Here is a 17497-nt window from a genome sequence, read left to right as displayed (position 1 = left end):
ACTTCGAGGAGCACATGATGAGCGTCGCCGGAAGCGGCACTATCGAGTTGGGCGGCAAAACGGTCCACCGGCTCGGGTACGGGGCCATGCGGATCACCGGGCCGGGCATCTGGGGCCCGCCGGCCGACCCCGGCGAGGCGGTACGGGTGTTGCGCCGCTCGGTGGAGCTCGGCGTCACCTTCATCGACACCGCCGACTCGTACGGCCCGGAGGTCTCGGAAAATCTGATCCGGGAGGCTCTGCACGACGGCAAGGGCTACGGCGACGTGGCCATCGCGACGAAGGGCGGCTTCGCGCGGACCGGGCCGGGCGTGTGGGTCGCCCTGGGCCGCGCCGAGTACCTGCGACAGTGCATGCAGCTGTCGCTGCGGCGCCTGGGCGTGGAGCAGATCGACCTGTGGCAGCTGCACCGCATCGACCCGAACACGCCGCGCGAGGAGCAGTTCGAGGTGCTTCGCTGGTTCCTCGACGAGGGCCTGGCCAAGCAGGTGGGCCTGTCCGAGGTGACGGTCGAGGACGTCAAGCAGGCGCAGGAGTTCGGGGTGCCGGTCGCCTCGGTGCAGAACCGCTACAACCTGGGCGACCGCCGGGCCGAGGAACTGCTCGACTACTGCACCGAGCAGGGCATCGCCTTCATTCCGTGGGCGCCGGTCGACGCGGGCGCGCTGGCCCGTCCGGGCGGCCCGCTGGACGAGGTCGCGGCGGCCCACCCGGGCACGACGACCGGCCAGCTGGCGCTGGCCTGGCTGCTGCGCCGCTCGCCGGTGATGGTGCCGATCCCGGGCACCTCGTCGGTGGCGCATCTCGAGGAGAACTGCGCGGCGGCCGACATCCAGCTGACCGACGACGAGTTCCAGGCCCTTGTCTAGGTACGGCGGGCGGCGAAGTGGCCGCCCGGGTCGAGGCGGGTGAGTATCGCGCCGGTGATCTCACTGAGCTGCGTGATCTGCTCCGGGGTGAGGGCGTCGACGACGTACTCCCGGGCGGTGGCGACGTGGCCCGGCGCGCTCGCCTCGACCTTCTCCCAGCCGGCGCCGGTGAGCCGGGCGTTGGTGGCGCGCCGGTCTTCCGGGCAGGGGAAACGCTCGACGAAGCCGCGCGCCTCCAGACGCTGCACGACGTGCGAGAGCCGGGGGAGGGTGGCGTTGGTCATCCGGGCCAGCGCCGTCATCCGCAGTGTCTTCTCATCGGCCTCGGAGAGCATGGCGAGCACGTAGTACTCGAAGTGCCCGAGGTCGGCGTCGCGGCGCAGCTGACTCTCCAGCACCCCGGGCAGCAGCTCGAGCACGGCGGCCAGGCGAACCCAGGCGTTCAGCTCGTCGGGGGTCAGCCATCGTGTGTCCATGACCACATCATCCCACGAGATTAGTTGTTGCTACAACCTACATGACCGTCGTCGCCTGACGGTACGACTTCGTTCCACCCCGTCCTCGTGGCGCCCTACCGTCGGCGCCATGAGGACGGTGCCCGGGCTGCTGGTGGTGGCGTCGGTCGTGTCGGCCCAGTCCGGTTCGGCGGTCGCCCGCACGCTCTTCGGCGAGCTCGGCCCGGCCGGGACCCTGGCCTGGCGGATGGGGTTCGCGGCGCTCGTCCTGGCCGTGGCCGTGCGGCCGCGGGTGTGGCGATGGACGGGCGCGGCGTGGCGGGCCGCGGTGCTGCTCGGCGTGTTCGCGGCCGGGCTGACTCTGCTGTCCTACCTGGCGTTGCGGACAGCGCCGCAAGGAATCGTGGTCACCGCGTCGTTCGCCGGGCCGCTCATCCTCGCGCTGGCGCAGACGCGACGGGTGGCCGACCTGGTGTGCGCCCTCACGGCCGGGGCCGGGGTCGCGTTGCTCGGGTTGCGGGCCGGCGCGGAGGTGCCGATGGCGGGGCTGGCGCTCGCCTTGGCCGCCGGGGCGTGCGGGGCCGGGTACATCGTCTTCAGCGCCCGGCTCGGCGCGGCGGTGCCCGGAGTGGGCGGGCTGGCGGTGTCGTTCGCGGTCGCCGCGCTGCTGGTGCTGCCGTTCGGTTTCACCGGGGCGGTACGGGCCTTCGCCCAGCCCCGGCTGCTCGGCGGCGCGGTCATCGTGGCGTTGCTGGCGGGCGTCATCCCGTACGCGCTGGAACTGATCGCCCTGCGCGACCTGCCCACCCGCGTCTTCGGAGTGCTGATGAGCCTGCAGCCGGCGGCCGCCGCGCTCGCCGGCCGCCTGATCCTGGGCCAGCGGCTGGGCCCCGTCCCGATCCTGGCGCTGGTCCTGGTCAGCGTGGCCGGAGCAGCACTCGTGCGAAGCAGCCACGAAGCCCGGCCCACCGAACCGAGCCCGCAAACCCCGCCCTGACACGCGGCCTTGACTCGCGGCCTTGACTCGCGGCCTTGACTCGCGGAGCGGGAGCAATTCTCGAAACAGCGTTGGTCAGAGCGGATCGAGGCGAGGCTTGAGCAGGCAGAATTCATTGCCTTCGGGGTCGGCGAGAACGTGCCATGGCTCCTCGCCGGTCTGGCCGATGTCGGCCGGGCGCGCTCCGAGCTTCAGGAGGCGTTCGAGCTCGGCGTCCTGATCGCGGTCGGTGGCGTTGACGTCGATGTGCAGCCGGGGCTTTCCCCTCGCCGGCTCGTCGCTGCGGCTGAGGATGATCGTCGGCTGCGGGCCGCCGAACCCGTCGCGGGGCCCGATCTCGAGACTGCCGTCCTCTTCGCGGTCGAGCACGACGAAGTCCAGGACCTCGCACCAGAACCGCGCCAGCAACTCGGGGTCGTGGCAATCGAGTACGAGCTCACTGATGCGGCATGCCATTGACGAAACCTCTCAACGTGAGAACGCCCGGGGCGGCTGCGGAGCTCGTGGGCTCCTGCCGTGGGAACACGCTTAGGACCCTACCCGGGCCTCCTGACGGCCCGGCGAACCGAACGACAGGCAATTCTGGAGGATCCCGCCGTCGGTCGGGCGCCGGCAGCGCGGTCCAGAATCCGAGGGCCTAATCGCTTCCTCCGCGCCGGCACTGGTAGCACCTGCCGCGGCCGGGCGTGACCGTTACGCACCACCAGTCGACGCCCGTCATCGTCGAGCTCGCCCGCGTGCGCTGCGCCTCCAACCCCGCGGCGAGCATCCCCGTACATTCCCGACCCGCGCTGGTAACGCGGGCCTACGCGGACGGCGGTTACGGGGCTACCGCGTAGAGCTCGACCAGGCGGTGGCGGGCGGCGGCCAGGCGGTCGCCGGTGACGGCGAGGAACCGCTGGCTCAGGTCGCGGGCCAGGTCCGGGTCCTCGGACATGAGCTTGTGGACGCGTACGGCGTCGAGCTCGACCGCGCGGATGTCCTCGGCGACGACCGCCCCGAAACGCCAGCGGCAGGGTGGCAGCAGCCACGACCAGCCGACCACCGAGCCGGGACCGAGACGTTCGATGGTGACGTCGCCGCGGCCGGGCACGAACAGGTCGATCGCAACCGTGCCCGAGTGGATCAGCCAGAACCGGTCGGCCGGGCCGTCCTCGCGGCACAGCCGGTGGCCCGACGCGCGGTAGACCGGACGGCCCGCCCACGACAGCCGGTGCATCCAGTGCGCCGGCATGTCGGCCGCGAAGTCGTGCAGGGCGAGCAGATCGAAGACGGACAGTGTGGTCATGGCTTCAGGCTCGTCCGGCCGGCCGCCTTCCAGTAGGGCCGAAGGGACCGTTGAATCGAAATGCAGTTCCGCCGGCGCCGCCGGCGGCAGTTCGATCGATCAGACGATCATTCGGGCGTACGAGGGCGCCTGACCGTTCATCCCCGGTCGACCTGGTTGACCCGGCCCACGATCAGCGGGTCGGCCGGGGTGAACGGCAGCGCCGGCACGTCCTCGGGCGCGATCTCGAAGGCGGCCGCGACCGTCTCCGGGCGTAGGGCGCTCAGGGCCGCGCGGTAGCCGATGTCGCGGGGCATCGGCTGGTCATCCGGCCCGCGCCCTGGGCGATGTAGCCCATCTCGGCCGTCTCCGACGTCGCCGTCGTGGGGGCGGCCCTGGGCCTGCACCTGCTGTTCGGGCTGCCGCTGCCGCTGGCCGGGGCGTCCGCCGGCGGCGGCCGGTTTCGCGTACGACACCATCAAGCTGAACCGGATCGCCCGGCCCGAGCTGGGGTCGGGGTTGACGCCGGATCACGACGGCCGCCGCCTGGCTGGCCGGCGCCCTGGTCATCCTGCTCAACCTCGGCCTGCTGGCCACCCTGGTCAGGTAGTCGGCCGCCGGTTGTCGCCTACCCGGCGGCGCTTCGGCGCGGCGGCGGTCACCATGGCCCGATGACCGATCTCGCGCCCCTGCTCGACCGAGTGTCCGCGGCGGCCCGCTGCCTGATCCAGGGTGACGCGCGCGGCTATGCCGACCTGCTTCCGCACGCTGGTGATTACACCCTGATGTCCCCGTACGGCGGTGCGGTCGACCACGGCGCGACCCTGACCGACGAGGCGGCGGCGGGCATCGCCGAGTGGTTCCAGGGCGGCGAGGTGGAGACCGAGATCGTGGCCGCCCACCACTCGGGCGACCTGGCCGTGGTGGTCCTGATCGAGCACCAGCACGGCCGCATCGGCGGCCTGAACCAGGACTGGTCGCTGCGCGTGACCCTGGCCTTCCGGCGGGTCGAGGGCCGATGGCTGCTCCTGCACCGCCACGCCGACGCGCTGACCCATCGTATCGATCACGCCACGCTGGCCGCCCTGGCCCGCGGCGTCACACCGGGTTCCGGCTCAGATACCGAAGACCCCGCTTGAGGTACGCCCGTGGGTTGGTGTCCAGGCATCGCGCCCACATCGGATCCGGCTCGCCGCGCAGCCACGCGTACCGGGCCAGCGCGTACCCGTACATCGGCTCGGTCAGATAGCCCAGCCGCGACGTGCGGTAGCCGGTCTCGTGCCGGTTGAACTCGAAGGCGGCGTTGGCCGTGAAGATGCCCAGCCCGAAGAAGACCGTGAGCAGGTCGGTCAGCGGCTCGTGATCCTCGCGCTCGGGGTCGATCCGGACCGTGCCGGCGTCGTTGAGCAGGAGCGCGTGACCCAGCTCGTGCGCGATGGTCGCGACCAGGGCCATCGGCTCGGCCGCCTTGTCGTCGCGGATGCCGATGACCGACCGCCCGTCCCGGACGCGGTGATGCCCGGCCGCCACCTGCCACTGCCGGTTCAGCGGCACGGACGCCGCCAGCGCGTCGTCCTCCTCGTCGGCGTCATGCTCGAGGTCGATGGCCGCCGGGTCGACTCCCATGTGCGCGCTGACCCGGCGGAACACCGCCCGGATGTCGTCCCGGCTTCCCCGGTAGACCCCCGGGAAGAACTCGTCGGTGGGCAGCACCACCGTCCCGAGCAGCCGCTCGCGGCCGAACTGGCCGATCATCCAGTCCAGCGACGTCTCGATCCAGTCCCGCTCCACTTCGCGTACCGGGCAATCCGCCCGTCCCCACCAGCCCATGCCCCGATTGTGAAACCGCGGTTCAAGACAGCCGTACGGGCAACTCCCGCAGCCCGCGCAGAAGCAGCCCCGGCCGCCAGTCGGGCCGGGCTTCCGGCGCCAGCCGCAGATCGGGGAAGCGCTCGATCAGCCGGGTGAAGGCGACCTGGCCTTCCAGCCGGGCCAGCGGCGCACCCAGGCAGTAGTGGATGCCGTGCCCGAAGGCCAGATGCGCGTTGTTGTCCCGATCGAGCACCATGTCGTCCGGCGCCGGGAAACGCTCGTCGCGGTTGGCCGCCAACAGCCCGACCACGACCTGATCGCCGGCCGCGACATGCTGGTCGCCGATGGTCAGATCGGTGACGGCGATCCGGAAGGTGGCGGTCTCGACGGGCGCCTCGAACCGCAGCATCTCCTCGATCGCCGCCGGCAGCAGCGAGGGCTCGGCGACCAGCCGTTCCCACCGCTGACGGTCGCTGAGCAGCAGCCAGGCCCCGTTGCCGATCAGATTGACGGTGGTTTCGTGCCCGGCGATGAGCAGCAGGAACACCATCGAGGTGAGTTCGTCCTCGCTGAGCCGGTCCCCTTCCTCACGAACGTCGAGAAGCGCCGCGAGGAGGTCGTCGCCGCCCTGGTGGCGCCGCCGCCCGAGCAGATCCTGGATGTAGGCGATCAAGGCGAGCACCGCCCCCGCGTGATCGACCCCAGGCTGCGGCCCGCCGACGATGGCGGTGGTCCACTCCCGGAAGGCGTCCCGATCGCCGGCCGGCACCCCCAGCAGCTCACAGATCACCTGAATGGGAAGCGGAAACGCAAAGGCGTCAATCAGATCAACCTCCCCGCCACCACTCATCTCGTCGAGGAGGCCGGCCGTGATCTCCTCGATCCGCGGGCGCAGAGCCTCGACGCGGCGCGCGGTGAAGGCCGCCGACACCAGCCGGCGCAGCCGCGTGTGGTCGGGCGGATCCGCGGCGAGCATGTGCCGGCTGACCGCCGGGAGCCCGACCGCCGGGTACTGCTTGGACAGGCGCGGATCACTCAACGCGTGCCTTGCGTCCTCATACCTGGTGACCAGCCAGGCGCCGGTCCCATCGGGAAGCCGTACCCAATGCACCGGATCCTCGCGGCGCAGCCGAGCGTAGAACGGATGGGGATTGGCATGAAACGCGGGATCGCCGAGATCGACCCGAACATGCGACGTCATGAACTCTCCTCTTCCATCCAAGTTCATCAATCAACAGCCCCGACAATACCGGCCCTCACCGCCGACCGGTCGAACGACGCATGGTCCCGCCACGTCCGCGGCGCACGCTTTTGCCCATGGAGACAACCGCCCTTGCCCCCACAACGATCACGCCCCTGGCCGCGACACCGATTGCCGGCCTTGCCCCGGCAGCGATCACGGTCGCTCTGCGTGCCACCGATCCGCTGAACCTGGCAGGCCTGTCCCGGCTGCTCGGGCTCGTCCCCGGTCTCCACATCGTCGACGGCGACGGCGCCACGGCCGATGTGCTGGTCTTCGCCGCCGCCCGGGTGGACGGCCGGGTGATCCCCGCCTTGCGCCGCTCCTCGGTCGAAACCCGCCGCCCGGTGGTCCTGATCGTGGAGGAGATCACCCGCGAAGAGCTGCTCGCCGCCGTCGAATGCCGGGTGGTGAGCGTCCTGCCCGTAGCCGCCGTAACCACCGACCGCCTGTCCGGCAGCATCCACACCGCGGTCGGAGGCGGCGCCGTCCTCCCGCCGGGCTTGGCGGGCGACCTGATGACCCACGTACGCCAATTGCAGAGCGACGTCCTCGACGAGTCCGGCAGAGCCGCCTCAGGCTTGCGCCCACGCGAGGTGGAGGTGATCCGCCTCATGGCCGAGGGCTGGGAAACAACCGAGATCGGCGCCCACCTGAACTGCTCCGAACGAACGGTGAAAGCAGTGATCAGCGGCATCCTCCGCCGCTTGTCCTTGCGCAACCGCTCCCACATAATCGCCCACGCCATGCGCTTCGGAGTCATCTGACTGCGCGTCTGCTCCGCAGGGGCGCGGTCCGGGCTCGGACCCGGCTCTTGTCGTCGTGGACCACAGCGCCTTCACCGGCCGGGCCTCGTCGCGCACTCGCTCGTGGTCTCGGGCGAGGTCGTATCCGGTGCGGGCGTGTTTCCTCCACCAACGCGACCGGATCGTCCTCCGCCTCGGGGCGAGTCGGGTGCGTGGACGATCGGAGCGGGTGAGGCTGTCCGCGCGCGGGCCGTCTGCACGAAGAGGGCGACCGTGGCCAGTGCGGCGGTGACCGCGGCATAGCCGACGACGGTGGCGCTCAGGCCGGCCCGGTCGACGACGAGGCCGGCGATCAGTGCGGGCACGCCGTAGGCCAGGTAGTTCACCAGGTAGACCGCGGAGAACAGCCCGCCCCGTTCGTGTTCGCGGGCCAGCGGACCGAGAATCTGCAGCGTGGCGGCGAACCCGCTGCCGAACCCGATGCCGCCGATGACGGCGCCGAGGCCGAAGACGACGAGCGTTCCGGTCACCGCGCCGATGGCGGCCACGACGACACCGGCGAGGACCAGCGCGCTGCCGAGTACGGCCCGCCGGCGGGTCGGGATGCCGCCGAGCGCTAGCCCGGCGATCGCGGACGACGTGGGCTGCAGGGCGACGACGAGCCCGTTGACCGTGCCGCTGTCGACGCCGAAGATGCCGTGGTCGATCGACGGGGCGAGCCCGAGGAACAGGCCGGACAGGCTCCACGCGGCCGCCAACAGCGGAGCGGCCGCGGCGAACTCGCCCGCGGCCCGCCGCGGCACGGCCAGCCGGGGCCGCAGCGAGGCCAGCGCGTGGGGCCGTGGCGTGGCGGTCTCACGGGCCAACAGCACCGCCGCGATGCCCAGCACGAAGACCACGGTCAACGACCCGAACACCACCACGGTCGGCCGGTCGCTCACCTGCACCGCGACACCCGCTCCGAACGCGCCCAGCGCCAGCCCGCCGACCGGCGCCGCGCTGCTGATCAGCGTCGCCGTCCGCTTGCCCGCGTCCGGCGCCAGCTCCACGATCATCGCCGTGAACGTGCTGGTGGCGGCACCGGTGGCCAACCCCTGCACGACCCGCGCCGCGATCACCCATCCGATGCCGTCGGCCGCGAGAAACAGGCCCGAGGCGACCAGCATCAGGATCAGCGCGCCGGTCACCACCCGCCGCCGCCCGATGTGGTCGGACAGTGACCCGGCGATGAGCAGCGTGGCCAGCAGCGCTACGGCGTAGACGGTGAACGCCGCGGTCAACTCCCAGTCCGGAAACCCCCATTCCCTCTGGTAGAGCACGAAGAGCGGGCTTCCCGCCCCCGCCGCGAACGCCACCACGGTCGCCGCCATGATGACGCCCGCGTATGCCACCCGGTCGCGGGCGGAGTTACGCGATTGCCGAACGTCAGTCATCCACCTACCGAAGCGCGGATGATCACCTACCGCCCAGGCTCCTTCCCGTCACGGGCAACCCGCGATGTCCGCAGGTGCAGACCCCCGTCAGATCTCGCCCCAGCGCGCGGATTCCCCGGCGGGGGAGCGATGCTGCGGGACGTGCCAGGGATTGTCGTCGCGCAGCGGCTCCGGCAGCAGCTCCGGCGGACAGTCCTGATAGGTGACCGGACGCAGGAACCGGTCGATCGCCGCCGTGCCGACCGACGTGGTGGTCGGGTTGGTGGTGGCCGGCCACGGACCGCCATGCTGCTGGGCCGGAGTCACCGCCACCCCGGTCGGCCACCCGTTGAAGAGAAGCCGGCCCGACCGGTCGCTCAGGAGCGCGACCAGATCGCGCAGCCACGGCGAGTCCTCGCCCGCGCCGGTGTGCACGCCGGCCGCCAGGGACCCCTCGACCAGCCCGGCCAGTTCGGCCGCGAGCGCTCCACCCGGTTCGTAGCGGACGACCACCGACAGCGGCCCGAAAGCCTCGTCCAGCAGGGTGTCCCGATGCGCGATCAGCGTCGCCACATCGGTCTCGACCAGCGTCGGCGAGGCCTCGAGCTCAGCGACCTCACCGGTCACGACCACGGTGACGCCCGGCGTGCCCAGCACCTCGTCCCGTCGCCGTGTGTACCCCTGGGCGATGCCCGGGTGCAGCAGCCTGTGCGGGCCCGCCGCCTCGAACGCCCCAGCCGCGAGCCCGGCGAAGTCGCCGGAGGCGGGAACGAAGAGGAGTCCCGGCTTGGTGCACAGCTGGCCGGCGGAACTGGTGACGCTGGTGGCGAAACCGGCGGCGATCTGTTCGGCCCGCTCGGCCAGGGCGGCGGGCGTCACCACGACCGGGTTGATGCTGCCGAGCTCGCCGTAGAACGGGATCGGATGGTCCCGCTCGGCGGCGATGCGGGCCAGCGCCCGGCCCCCGGCCACCGATCCGGTGAAGGTGGCCGCGGTGATCCGAGGGTCGCGCAGTGCGGCCACGCCCTCGTCCTGGCCGTGGATGACGGTCACGGCGTCGGCCGGGAGCCCGGTGGAGGCGATAGCGGCGCGGGCGACCTCGGCGGTGCGGTCGGAGAGCTTCGGGTGGCCGGGGTGGGCCTTGACCACGACCGCGCATCCGGCTGCCAGGGCCGAGGCCGTGTCGCCGCCCAGCACCGAGAAGGCGAACGGGAAGTTGCTCGCCGCGAAGTTGAGCACGGGGCCCAGCGGCACCCGGTAGCGCCGCAGGTCGGGTCGCGGCCCGAGCACGAACTCCGGGTCGGCGTCGTCGATGCGTACGTCAAGGAACTCACCCGCGGCCGCGACCGAGGCGAAGAGTCTCAGCTGCACGGTTGTCCGCTTGAGCTCGCCGCGCAGCCGTCCCTCGGCCAGGCCCGTCTCGGCCTGGGCCACGGGAATCAGCTCGTCGGCCGCGGCGTCGAGCGCGTCCGCGACGGCGACCAGGGCGCGGCCCCGATCGCGGGGTGAGAAGGAGCCGAAGTCGGCCGCGGCCGCGGCGCCGATTACGTCAGTCATGGGAACCTCAGAACGCGAAGCCGGTGGGATATGGGTCGGACGGGTCCAGCATGTACTGGCCGATGCCGGTCACCCAAGCACGGCCGGTGATGGTCGGCAGGACGGCAGGCCGCCCGCCGACGGTGGTTTCGCCGATCAGGCGGCCGGTGAAGCGGCTGCCGATGAACGACTCGTTGACGAAGTCCTGGTCGAGCGCCAGTTCACCGCGTGCCCAGAGCTCAGCCATCCGGGCCGACGTGCCGGTCCCGCAGGGCGAGCGGTCGAACCAGCCCGGATGGATGGCCATCGCGTGCCGGGACAACCGGGCGTCGGAGCCCGGCGCGATGAACTCGACGTGATGGCAATGGTCGACGCCGGCGATCGAGGGGTGCCGGGGCGGGTCCGTCAGGTTGATCGCGTTCATGATGGCCAGGCCGGCGTCGAGGATGTCGCGTTGCCGGGCCCGGTCGAACGGCAGCCCGACCGCTTCCAGGTCGACCATCGCGTAGAAGTTGCCGCCGAAGGCCAGGCTGTACGGGACCGTGCCGACGCCCGGAACGTCGATGCTCGCGTCCAGCCGGTCGCAGTAGGCGGGCACGTTCTCCAGGGTCACCGCGTCCGCGTGCCCGTCGCTCACGTGCACCTTGGCCACGACCAGCCCGGCCGGTGTGTCGAGCCGGATCGTCGTGACCGGCTCGGTGACCGGCACCATGCCGGTCTCGACCAGCACCGTCGCCACGCCGATCGTGCCGTGTCCGCACATCGGCAGGCAGCCCGACACCTCGATGTAGACCACGCCGAAGTCGGCGTCCGGCCGGGCCGGTGGCTGAAGGATCGCGCCGCTCATGGCCGCGTGCCCGCGTGGCTCGTTCATCAGTAGCTGCCGGATGCCGTCCAGGTGCTCGATGAAGTACAGCCTGCGCTCGTTCATCGTGGCGCCGGGGATCGTGCCGACGCCGCCGGTGACGACCCGCGTCGGCATGCCCTCGGTGTGCGAGTCGACGGCGGTGAACATGCGGGACGCGCGCATGTCAGACCGCCAGGGTCGCGACGGCCTCGACCGCCCGCTTGGTCTCGGCCTCGATCTGGGCACGGTGCTCCGGCGTGAGGGCGCCGCGCGGTGGCCGGCACGGGCCGCCGTACCGGCCGACGATGTCCATGCTCAGCTTGATGGCCTGGACGAACTCGGTGCGCGAGTCCCAGCGGAAGAGCGCGACCAGCTTCTCGTACAGCGCGCGGGCCTCGGCGACCTGGCCGTCGCGCATGAGGTTGTAGATGAGCACCGACTCGGCGGGGAAGACGTTGGGGAAGCCGGCGAACCAGCCCACCGCGCCGTCCACCATGAGCTCGAACAGGACGTCGTCGGCGCCGGCCACCACGTCGATGTCGCACCTCTCGCGGATCTCGAAGAGCCGCCGCACGTCGCCGCTGAACTCCTTCACCGCCTTCACCTGCGGAATCCGCGCGATCTCGGCCACCAGCGAGGGGACCAGGTCGACCTTGGTGTCATGGGGGTTGTTGTAGATCATCATCGGGAGCCCGGCCTCGGCGATGTGCGTGTAGTGTTCGACCACCTGCGCCGCGCTGGCCCGGTACATGGTCGGGGGCAGGGCCAGCACACCGTCGGCGCCGTCCTCGGCGGCCAGCTCGGCCCAGTGTTTCGCCTGATGCCAGCCGGGACCGTGGACGCCGGCGACGACCACGCCGCGGCCACCGACGGCCTCGACCGCCACCTGCACGACCTTGCGGCGCTCGGCGTCGGTCAGCGAGGAGTACTCACCGAGCGAGCCGTTGGGCCCGACGCCGTGGCAGCCGCTGCTGATCAGCCAGTCGCAATGCTCGGCGAACTTGTCGTAGTCGACGGCCAGGCCGGCGGGGGCGGAGGAGTCTTCGCGGTAGGGGAGGGCGGTGGCGACGATGACCCCACGCAGAGTCTCGGTCATTCGGTGTCTCCTTGCATGCGTGCCAGCTCGCCGAGGCGAACCAGGCCGGCCAGGGGGCGGGTGGCGGTCCGGCCCGGGTCGAGCAGGCCACCGGTCGTACGGTCGAGAAGTTCCTCGACGCTGCGCCCGCAGACCCGGCCCTGGCAGACGCCGAGCCCCGCACGGGTGCTCAGCTTCAGGGACCGCAGGCCGCGTGACCCGGTGGCCACGGCGATGTCGCGCAGTTCGCCGGCGGTCACCTCCTCGCAGCGGCAGATCAGAGTGTCGTCGGCGAGCCACCCGGTCCAGCCCGGGCGGATGCCGTGCCCGGCACCGAGGCGGGCGGCGAAGCGCTGGTGCGTCAGCACGTCACGGCGCTGAGCGGCCGTGGGCGCGGCGCCGGCGGCCACCGTGCCCGCGATCGTTCCCTCGGCCAGGGCCAGATCGGCACCGCCGATGCCGGTGATCTCGCCGGCCGCGAAGACGCCGGGCACGCTGGTGCGGCAATCGCCGTCCACGGCGACGGCACCCTCCGGCCCGGTCTCGCACCCGGCGGCGACGGCCAGCTCCGTCCGGGGAAGGAAGCCGTGGCTGACGCACACCGCGTCCACCACGAGTCTCCTGGACGTGCCCGGGATCGGCGTCCACTGCGTGTCCAGGCGGGCGACGGTCACCTCTTCGACCCGGTCGTGCCCGTGGGCGGCGATCACGCCGGTCGCCACGCGGTAGGGAACGCGGTGGCGCGCGAGATCGCGGACGTACCCGGCCAGCTCGCCGGCCTTGCGCGACGCGCTCAGCAGCTCGGTGGGCCGAGCCGTCCAGGCCCGGCCGAGCCGGCCCCAGCCGCCGGCCTCGAGCACCCCGGCCACCCGCGCTCCCGTGCGGATCAGGCTCGACGCCACCGGCAGCAGGAAGGGGCCGGCCCCGGCGACGAGCACGCGCCGGCCGACCGCGACCCGTTCGGCTTTGGCCAGGGACTGGGCGGCCCCGGCGGTGAAGACGCCGGGAAGGTCCCACCCCGGGAAGGGCAGGGTCCGCTCGTAGGCGCCGGTCGCCAGCACCAGAGCGTCGGGCTCGAACGTCCGCGACCGGCGATCGTTCCCGTCGGCCGGGCCGACGAGGACCCGTATCGTGGGCGGCCGGTCGTCGTGACGCTCGGCCAGCCAGACCTGCGCCGCTGTCACGATCTCGGCGCCGGTCAGCTCCCTCCGCAGAGCGGCGAACCGATCCCAGCCGTGATGAAGCACGTGCTCGCGGGCGGCCGGGCGCTGCGCCGGCAGGTGACGCCAATACTGACCGCCGACCTCCTCGGCGGCGTCGAGCACGATGACCCGGGCGCCGGAGCGACGGGCCGCCGCGGCGGCGGCCAGTCCGGCCGGCCCGGCCCCGATGATCAGCACCTCAGGCATGGGTGGTCACCTCGTCTCCGTCGGCCGCGCGGCGCTGGCAGGCGCGCACGTCGGGCAGCCCGTTCACGGTGACCAGGCAGTCGAAGCAGACACCGATGCCGCAGAAAACTCCGCGAGGGCGGCTCCGCCGGCCGGTGGTGCGCCAGCTCTGACGGCCCGCCGCCATCAGCACTCCCGCGATGGTCTGCCCAGCCAGGCCCGCTAGTGGAACGTCGTCGACCACGATCACGATCTCCGCTGCGGCTCCGGGCCGGACGGGGTCGTCGGCAGGGGCCACGGGCATCGGTCCGGTCGTCGTCATGCCAGTAGTATGTCACACACTACTGGCGAGATGCGAGGCCAAAGTCGGCCTTTCCACTGCGAAGGCCGAAGCGGGCACCTTCACCGGCCGCCCCAGCAGCAAGTCGGCCAGGAGCTCGGCGGTCGCCGCCGACAACACGATGCCCGCGCCCTCGTGCCCGGTCGCGTGCCACAGGCCGGAAAGGCGGGGATCCGGCCCGATCACCGGCAGATGATCAGGCACATAGGGGCGAAAACCGCCGTACGCCCGCATCACCGCGACGTCGGACAGGAAGGGGAAGAGCGCTATCGCCTTCGCGGCCAGCGCCGACAGGACCCGTGCTCGATCCGCCCGTCGAAGCCGCGCCGCTCGCGCGACGAGCCGATCAGGACGGTGCCGGACGCCGTGGACTCGACCACGCTGGACGTCTGCAGGGCGGCGTCACTCGAACCGACGGCGCCCACATAGTCCGCGTCGTACACCTTGTGGCGAATGCGTTGCGGCATACGGGTCGTGACCAGGATCGTTCCGCGCCGGGGCCGCACCGGTAGCGCGACACCCAGGCGGGCGGCCACCTCGCCCGACCATGGGCCGGCGGCCACCACCACATGGTCGGCGAGCAGGTCACCGGCGGTGGTGCGGACCCCGGCGAGCCGATCGCCGACCAGGAGGGGCGCGAGCACTTCGGCTCCTTGACGCACGACGGCGCCGCGGCGGCGAGCCTCGGCCAGCAGCGCCTCGGTAGCGATCGCGGGCTGCACCTGAGCGTCCTGCGGGTAATGGACGGCCGCGGTGCAGTCGGGGGTGAGATCGGGCTCCAGTTCGTGCGGGTCGACGTCATCCGCGATCACCCCGGCGCCACGCTGGCTCGACGCGAACGACTGCAATCCCGCGGCGCCGGCCTCGGTGGTGGCGACGACCAGGCCGCCCTTGGCCTCGTACTCCATGCTGGGAAAGCCTTCGACCTCGTCTTTCATGGCCGCCCAGAGGGTGAGCGAGCGCTGGGCGAGCTCGAGCTCGGCGCCGGGTCCCTTGTCGGAGACCAGCAGGTTGCCCTCGCCGGCGGCCGACGTGCCGCCCGCCGAGGCTGACCGATCGAGAACGGTCACCGCGACGCCCGCGCCGGTCAGTTCCCGGGCGACGGCGGCACCGACCACGCCGGCGCCGACGACGATGACTTTCATCGAGGACCCTCGGGACGGCCGCTCCACCAGCCGGTGACGTGGCCGATGTGCACGCGCATCAGACCCTCTGCGGCGGCACCCTCGCCAGCCACAAGAAGGTCGAGCAGTGTGTGGTGCTCGGCCGATGATCGAGCCAGCTCAGTGCTGCCGAGCATGTCGGCCAGGCCGACCAGCCGGGTCTGCTGCCGCAGGTCGCCGACCAGCGCGACCAGCCGATCATTACCGGTCAGGCTGAGCAGATGAAGATGGAAGGCCATGTCGGCCGCCAGATAGGTCTGCAGGGCGGAGGCGTCCGCGCTGGTCACGATCTCCTCGGCCTGGGCGCGGAGCTCGGTCAGCACCGTGCCCTCGATCTTGCCGGCCAGCAGCCGCATCGCCGGCGCCTCGAGCCACTGGCGGATCTGCACGATCTGCTCGAGTTCCTGCTGGCTGACCTCGGTGACCCGGAAGCCCTTGTTGCGCGCGATCTCGACGAACCCGCGTTTCTCCAGATTCAACAGCGCTTCCCGGACGGGGGTGGCGGAGACGTCGAAGCGCGCGGCCAGCGTGGGAGCGGTCAGCATGGTGCCCGGCGGGAACTCCCCGGAGACGATCGCGGCCGCGACCGCCTCCTCAACCGACTGGCGATAGCTGCCGGCGATCTGCAGCGGTCCGATCGTCATCTCGTTGCCTCCTTCAGTGGTGTGTGACATAGTACAGCGCATGTTGAACGCGGACCAGGTGCACTCGCTCGGCTTTCCCCGAGCCGTCGCAGCCCTGCGCGGCGCCTTGGCCGCCGGCCTCGACCCCGAGCGCGAACCCTCGCGCGTACCTATAGATACCGGCACCGGTGAGATCCTGGTGATGCCGTCGGCCGATCACAAGACCGCCGGCGTCAAACTGGTCACCATCGCGCCCGGCAACCCGGCTCGTGGCCTGCCCCGTGTCCATGGGGTCTACGTGCTCTTCGACGCCGAGACGCTAGTTCCCCGCGCGGTTCTCGACGGCGCGGCGCTGACCGCTTTGCGCACCCCGGCGGTGTCGGCGCTCGGTGTCGACCTGGTCGCGCCGCCCGGCGCTCACCGGCTTGTCGTCTTCGGCACCGGCCCTCAGGCCCGGGGCCACATCGAGGCGCTGCGGGAGACAAGACCGATTGATTCCGTACGCGTCGTGGGCCGGGACCCGGCGAGAACGGCCGCTTTCGCCGACAGTGTCGGTGCGAGCGCCGCCGGCGCTGAAGCGGTCGCCGACGCCGACCTCGTGGTCTGCTGCACCACGGCCCGGCAGCCGCTCTTCCCCGGTTCTCTGCTCGCGCCTGAGGCCGTGGTGGTCGCCGTCGGCTCCCACGAGCCTGACGCCAGGGAGGTCGACGCCGCGACGGTGCGCCGCGGTGGCGTGCTCGTCGAGTCGCGCGCCGCCGCCCTGCGTGAGGCCGGCGACGTCATTCAGGCCCTCGACGCCGGCGTGATCGACGCCGGAGCGCTGGTCACCTATGCCGACCTGGTCCAGAATTCCACTGCCGCCCGGCCCCGGTTGATCAAAACCGTGGGGATGGGCTGGGAGGACCTTGTGATCGCCACCGCCGTTGTGGAGGCCGCGGCATGAGACTGTCAGCCCGTCACCGTTGCCGGCTACGGTCCGCGATCGCTCACGGACCGCCACGGTCAGGCTTGGATCACGTAGGGCACCTACGGAGCCTGGGCTCCGCCGAGGTCGCCTCCGCCGGCGTTCCCTGCGGCGCCCTCGACTTCATAGCCGCGACCCAGGGGTGGCCAGGGATTTCAGGGTTTCGTCGAGGGTGCCGAAGATGGCGTCCGAGCCGCCCTCCCACGACGGCAGCGGGTCGGGTTGGCCCGGCGCCGGGGACCAGAGCCACCAGAGGTTCTGCCAGCGGTCGAGCATGCGGGCGAGCGTGATTTCGCCGTAGAACGGGAGCGGCTCGGTGACCGTGGTGGCGCCGAGGGTGGTGGCGCGCTGGAGGACTTCGGCCGCGTCGTGGACCCAGACCTGCAGGAGGCCGGGGCGTGGCGGCCAGCCGTCGAGGCGGTCGGCGACCATGAGGTCGACGGTGCCGAGGCGGAGCTGGGCATGGATGAGCTTGCCGTCGGGCATCGAGGTTCGCGCCTCGGCGGTTTCCGGTACACCGAAGACTTCGGAGGTGAACTCGATGAAGGCCGCGGCGTCGTCGACGATCACGAACGGATTGAGCACGGCGCCCACCTCGGGGACCGAGCCGGGCGCAAGCAGAATCGGTGTGGTCATGCCGCGAGAGTCGCAGGCAATGCGGTCAGAATTCGGCCGCTGGCAAGCAACCTGTAAGCATCCGGCCCGGGCGGGCTGTAAGGCTACGAGAGCTGGTGGTGCTGCCCCTACCCAAGATCGGCGGGCT

Annotated in this window: 20 protein-coding genes and 1 pseudogene; 5 read left to right on the top strand and 16 right to left on the bottom strand. The window is 71.7% G+C overall.

Annotation, left to right across the window (positions count from 1 at the left end):
- Nucleotides 1–17 precede the first annotated feature (17 nt).
- A complete protein-coding gene (locus ACGFJ7_RS20170; RefSeq protein ID WP_360251320.1) occupies nucleotides 18–869 on the top strand; it encodes an aldo/keto reductase in 852 nt (283 codons plus the stop codon).
- Here the strand turns inward: ACGFJ7_RS20170 and ACGFJ7_RS20165 are convergent.
- Nucleotides 866–1345 (bottom strand): MarR family transcriptional regulator, encoded by a 480-nt coding sequence (locus ACGFJ7_RS20165; protein WP_360251317.1) that lies wholly within the window; start codon nucleotides 1343–1345, stop codon nucleotides 866–868. The genes ACGFJ7_RS20170 and ACGFJ7_RS20165 overlap by 4 nt on opposite strands.
- A 109-nt stretch (nucleotides 1346–1454) precedes the next feature.
- On the opposite strand from ACGFJ7_RS20165, the gene ACGFJ7_RS20160 reads away from it, so the two are divergent.
- Entirely contained in the window at nucleotides 1455–2321 is an 867-nt protein-coding gene (locus ACGFJ7_RS20160) for a DMT family transporter (protein ID WP_392643054.1), read from the top strand.
- A gap of 75 nt (nucleotides 2322–2396) precedes the next feature.
- Here ACGFJ7_RS20160 and ACGFJ7_RS20155 read toward each other — a convergent pair whose 3' ends face one another.
- The 3 genes from ACGFJ7_RS20155 to ACGFJ7_RS20145 all read right to left on the bottom strand — a co-directional run bounded on the left by ACGFJ7_RS20155 (nucleotide 2397) and on the right by ACGFJ7_RS20145 (nucleotide 3905).
- Nucleotides 2397–2777, bottom strand: a complete 381-nt coding sequence (locus ACGFJ7_RS20155; protein ID WP_360251311.1) for a VOC family protein — start codon at nucleotides 2775–2777, stop codon at nucleotides 2397–2399.
- Nucleotides 2778–3141: 364 nt separating this feature from the next.
- Entirely contained in the window at nucleotides 3142–3609 is a 468-nt protein-coding gene (locus ACGFJ7_RS20150; protein WP_392643052.1) for a cyclic nucleotide-binding domain-containing protein, read from the bottom strand.
- A 137-nt stretch (nucleotides 3610–3746) separates the two neighbouring features.
- A complete protein-coding gene (locus tag ACGFJ7_RS20145; protein WP_360251305.1) occupies nucleotides 3747–3905 on the bottom strand; it encodes a hypothetical protein in 159 nt (52 codons plus the stop codon).
- 354 nt (nucleotides 3906–4259) lie between these two features.
- Between ACGFJ7_RS20145 and ACGFJ7_RS20140 the strand changes: the two genes are divergently transcribed.
- Nucleotides 4260–4727 (top strand): YybH family protein, encoded by a 468-nt coding sequence (locus ACGFJ7_RS20140; RefSeq protein WP_392643050.1) that lies wholly within the window; start codon nucleotides 4260–4262, stop codon nucleotides 4725–4727.
- Here the strand turns inward: ACGFJ7_RS20140 and ACGFJ7_RS20135 are convergent.
- Both ACGFJ7_RS20135 and ACGFJ7_RS20130 read right to left on the bottom strand, forming a co-directional pair.
- Entirely contained in the window at nucleotides 4687–5418 is a 732-nt protein-coding gene (locus tag ACGFJ7_RS20135) for a hypothetical protein (RefSeq protein ID WP_360251296.1), read from the bottom strand. The two genes, ACGFJ7_RS20140 and ACGFJ7_RS20135, sit on opposite strands and share 41 nt — an antisense overlap.
- Before the next feature lie 22 nt (nucleotides 5419–5440).
- Nucleotides 5441–6601 (bottom strand): cytochrome P450, encoded by a 1161-nt coding sequence (locus tag ACGFJ7_RS20130; protein WP_392643048.1) that lies wholly within the window; start codon nucleotides 6599–6601, stop codon nucleotides 5441–5443.
- A gap of 116 nt (nucleotides 6602–6717) precedes the next feature.
- Here ACGFJ7_RS20130 and ACGFJ7_RS20125 point away from each other — a divergent pair, with 116 nt between their 5' ends.
- Complete coding sequence (locus ACGFJ7_RS20125) at nucleotides 6718–7407, top strand: LuxR C-terminal-related transcriptional regulator (RefSeq protein ID WP_392643046.1); 690 nt, start codon at nucleotides 6718–6720, stop codon at nucleotides 7405–7407.
- Nucleotides 7408–7478: 71 nt separating this feature from the next.
- Here ACGFJ7_RS20125 and ACGFJ7_RS20120 read toward each other — a convergent pair whose 3' ends face one another.
- The 9 genes and pseudogenes from ACGFJ7_RS20120 to ACGFJ7_RS20080 all read right to left on the bottom strand — a co-directional run bounded on the left by ACGFJ7_RS20120 (nucleotide 7479) and on the right by ACGFJ7_RS20080 (nucleotide 15791).
- On the bottom strand, nucleotides 7479–8819 hold the full coding sequence (locus tag ACGFJ7_RS20120; RefSeq protein WP_392643045.1) for an MFS transporter: 1341 nt from the start codon (nucleotides 8817–8819) through the stop codon (nucleotides 7479–7481).
- An 87-nt stretch (nucleotides 8820–8906) separates the two neighbouring features.
- Nucleotides 8907–10355: an aldehyde dehydrogenase (NADP(+)) gene (locus ACGFJ7_RS20115; protein WP_392643043.1), complete on the bottom strand. Its 1449-nt coding sequence runs from the start codon at nucleotides 10353–10355 to the stop codon at nucleotides 8907–8909.
- 7 nt (nucleotides 10356–10362) lie between these two features.
- Nucleotides 10363–11364 carry a proline racemase family protein gene (locus tag ACGFJ7_RS20110; protein ID WP_392643041.1) on the bottom strand — a complete coding sequence of 334 codons (1002 nt, stop codon included), beginning with the start codon at nucleotides 11362–11364 and terminating at the stop codon, nucleotides 10363–10365.
- 1 nt (nucleotide 11365) lies between these two features.
- A complete protein-coding gene (locus ACGFJ7_RS20105) occupies nucleotides 11366–12277 on the bottom strand; it encodes a dihydrodipicolinate synthase family protein (RefSeq protein ID WP_392643039.1) in 912 nt (303 codons plus the stop codon).
- Nucleotides 12274–13665 (bottom strand): FAD/NAD(P)-binding oxidoreductase, encoded by a 1392-nt coding sequence (locus ACGFJ7_RS20100; protein WP_360251275.1) that lies wholly within the window; start codon nucleotides 13663–13665, stop codon nucleotides 12274–12276. The genes ACGFJ7_RS20105 and ACGFJ7_RS20100 overlap by 4 nt, the downstream gene beginning before the upstream one ends.
- A complete protein-coding gene (locus ACGFJ7_RS20095) occupies nucleotides 13658–13966 on the bottom strand; it encodes a (2Fe-2S)-binding protein (protein ID WP_392643037.1) in 309 nt (102 codons plus the stop codon). Before ACGFJ7_RS20095 ends, ACGFJ7_RS20100 begins: the two co-directional genes overlap by 8 nt.
- 12 nt (nucleotides 13967–13978) lie before the next feature.
- A pseudogene (locus ACGFJ7_RS20090) lies at nucleotides 13979–14302 on the bottom strand (NAD(P)/FAD-dependent oxidoreductase); the annotation flags it as partial.
- Entirely contained in the window at nucleotides 14251–15129 is an 879-nt protein-coding gene (locus ACGFJ7_RS20085; protein WP_392643035.1) for an NAD(P)/FAD-dependent oxidoreductase, read from the bottom strand. The gene ACGFJ7_RS20085 and the pseudogene ACGFJ7_RS20090, both read right to left, overlap by 52 nt.
- Nucleotides 15126–15791 carry a GntR family transcriptional regulator gene (locus tag ACGFJ7_RS20080; protein WP_360251266.1) on the bottom strand — a complete coding sequence of 222 codons (666 nt, stop codon included), beginning with the start codon at nucleotides 15789–15791 and terminating at the stop codon, nucleotides 15126–15128. Before ACGFJ7_RS20080 ends, ACGFJ7_RS20085 begins: the two co-directional genes overlap by 4 nt.
- A 40-nt stretch (nucleotides 15792–15831) precedes the next feature.
- Between ACGFJ7_RS20080 and ACGFJ7_RS20075 the strand changes: the two genes are divergently transcribed.
- Nucleotides 15832–16713, top strand: coding sequence for an ornithine cyclodeaminase family protein (locus ACGFJ7_RS20075; RefSeq protein ID WP_392643033.1), 882 nt, complete (start codon nucleotides 15832–15834; stop codon nucleotides 16711–16713).
- A 144-nt stretch (nucleotides 16714–16857) separates the two neighbouring features.
- Here ACGFJ7_RS20075 and ACGFJ7_RS20070 read toward each other — a convergent pair whose 3' ends face one another.
- On the bottom strand, nucleotides 16858–17370 hold the full coding sequence (locus ACGFJ7_RS20070; RefSeq protein ID WP_392643032.1) for a VOC family protein: 513 nt from the start codon (nucleotides 17368–17370) through the stop codon (nucleotides 16858–16860).
- Between the last annotated feature and the right edge of the window lie 127 nt (nucleotides 17371–17497).

The sequence above is a fragment of the Actinoplanes sp. NPDC048988 genome (assembly GCF_043197815.1).
Lineage (GTDB): Bacteria > Actinomycetota > Actinomycetes > Mycobacteriales > Micromonosporaceae > Actinoplanes.
Note: the sequence above shows the minus strand (reverse complement) of the source record. Positions and strands in the feature narration are given on the sequence as shown.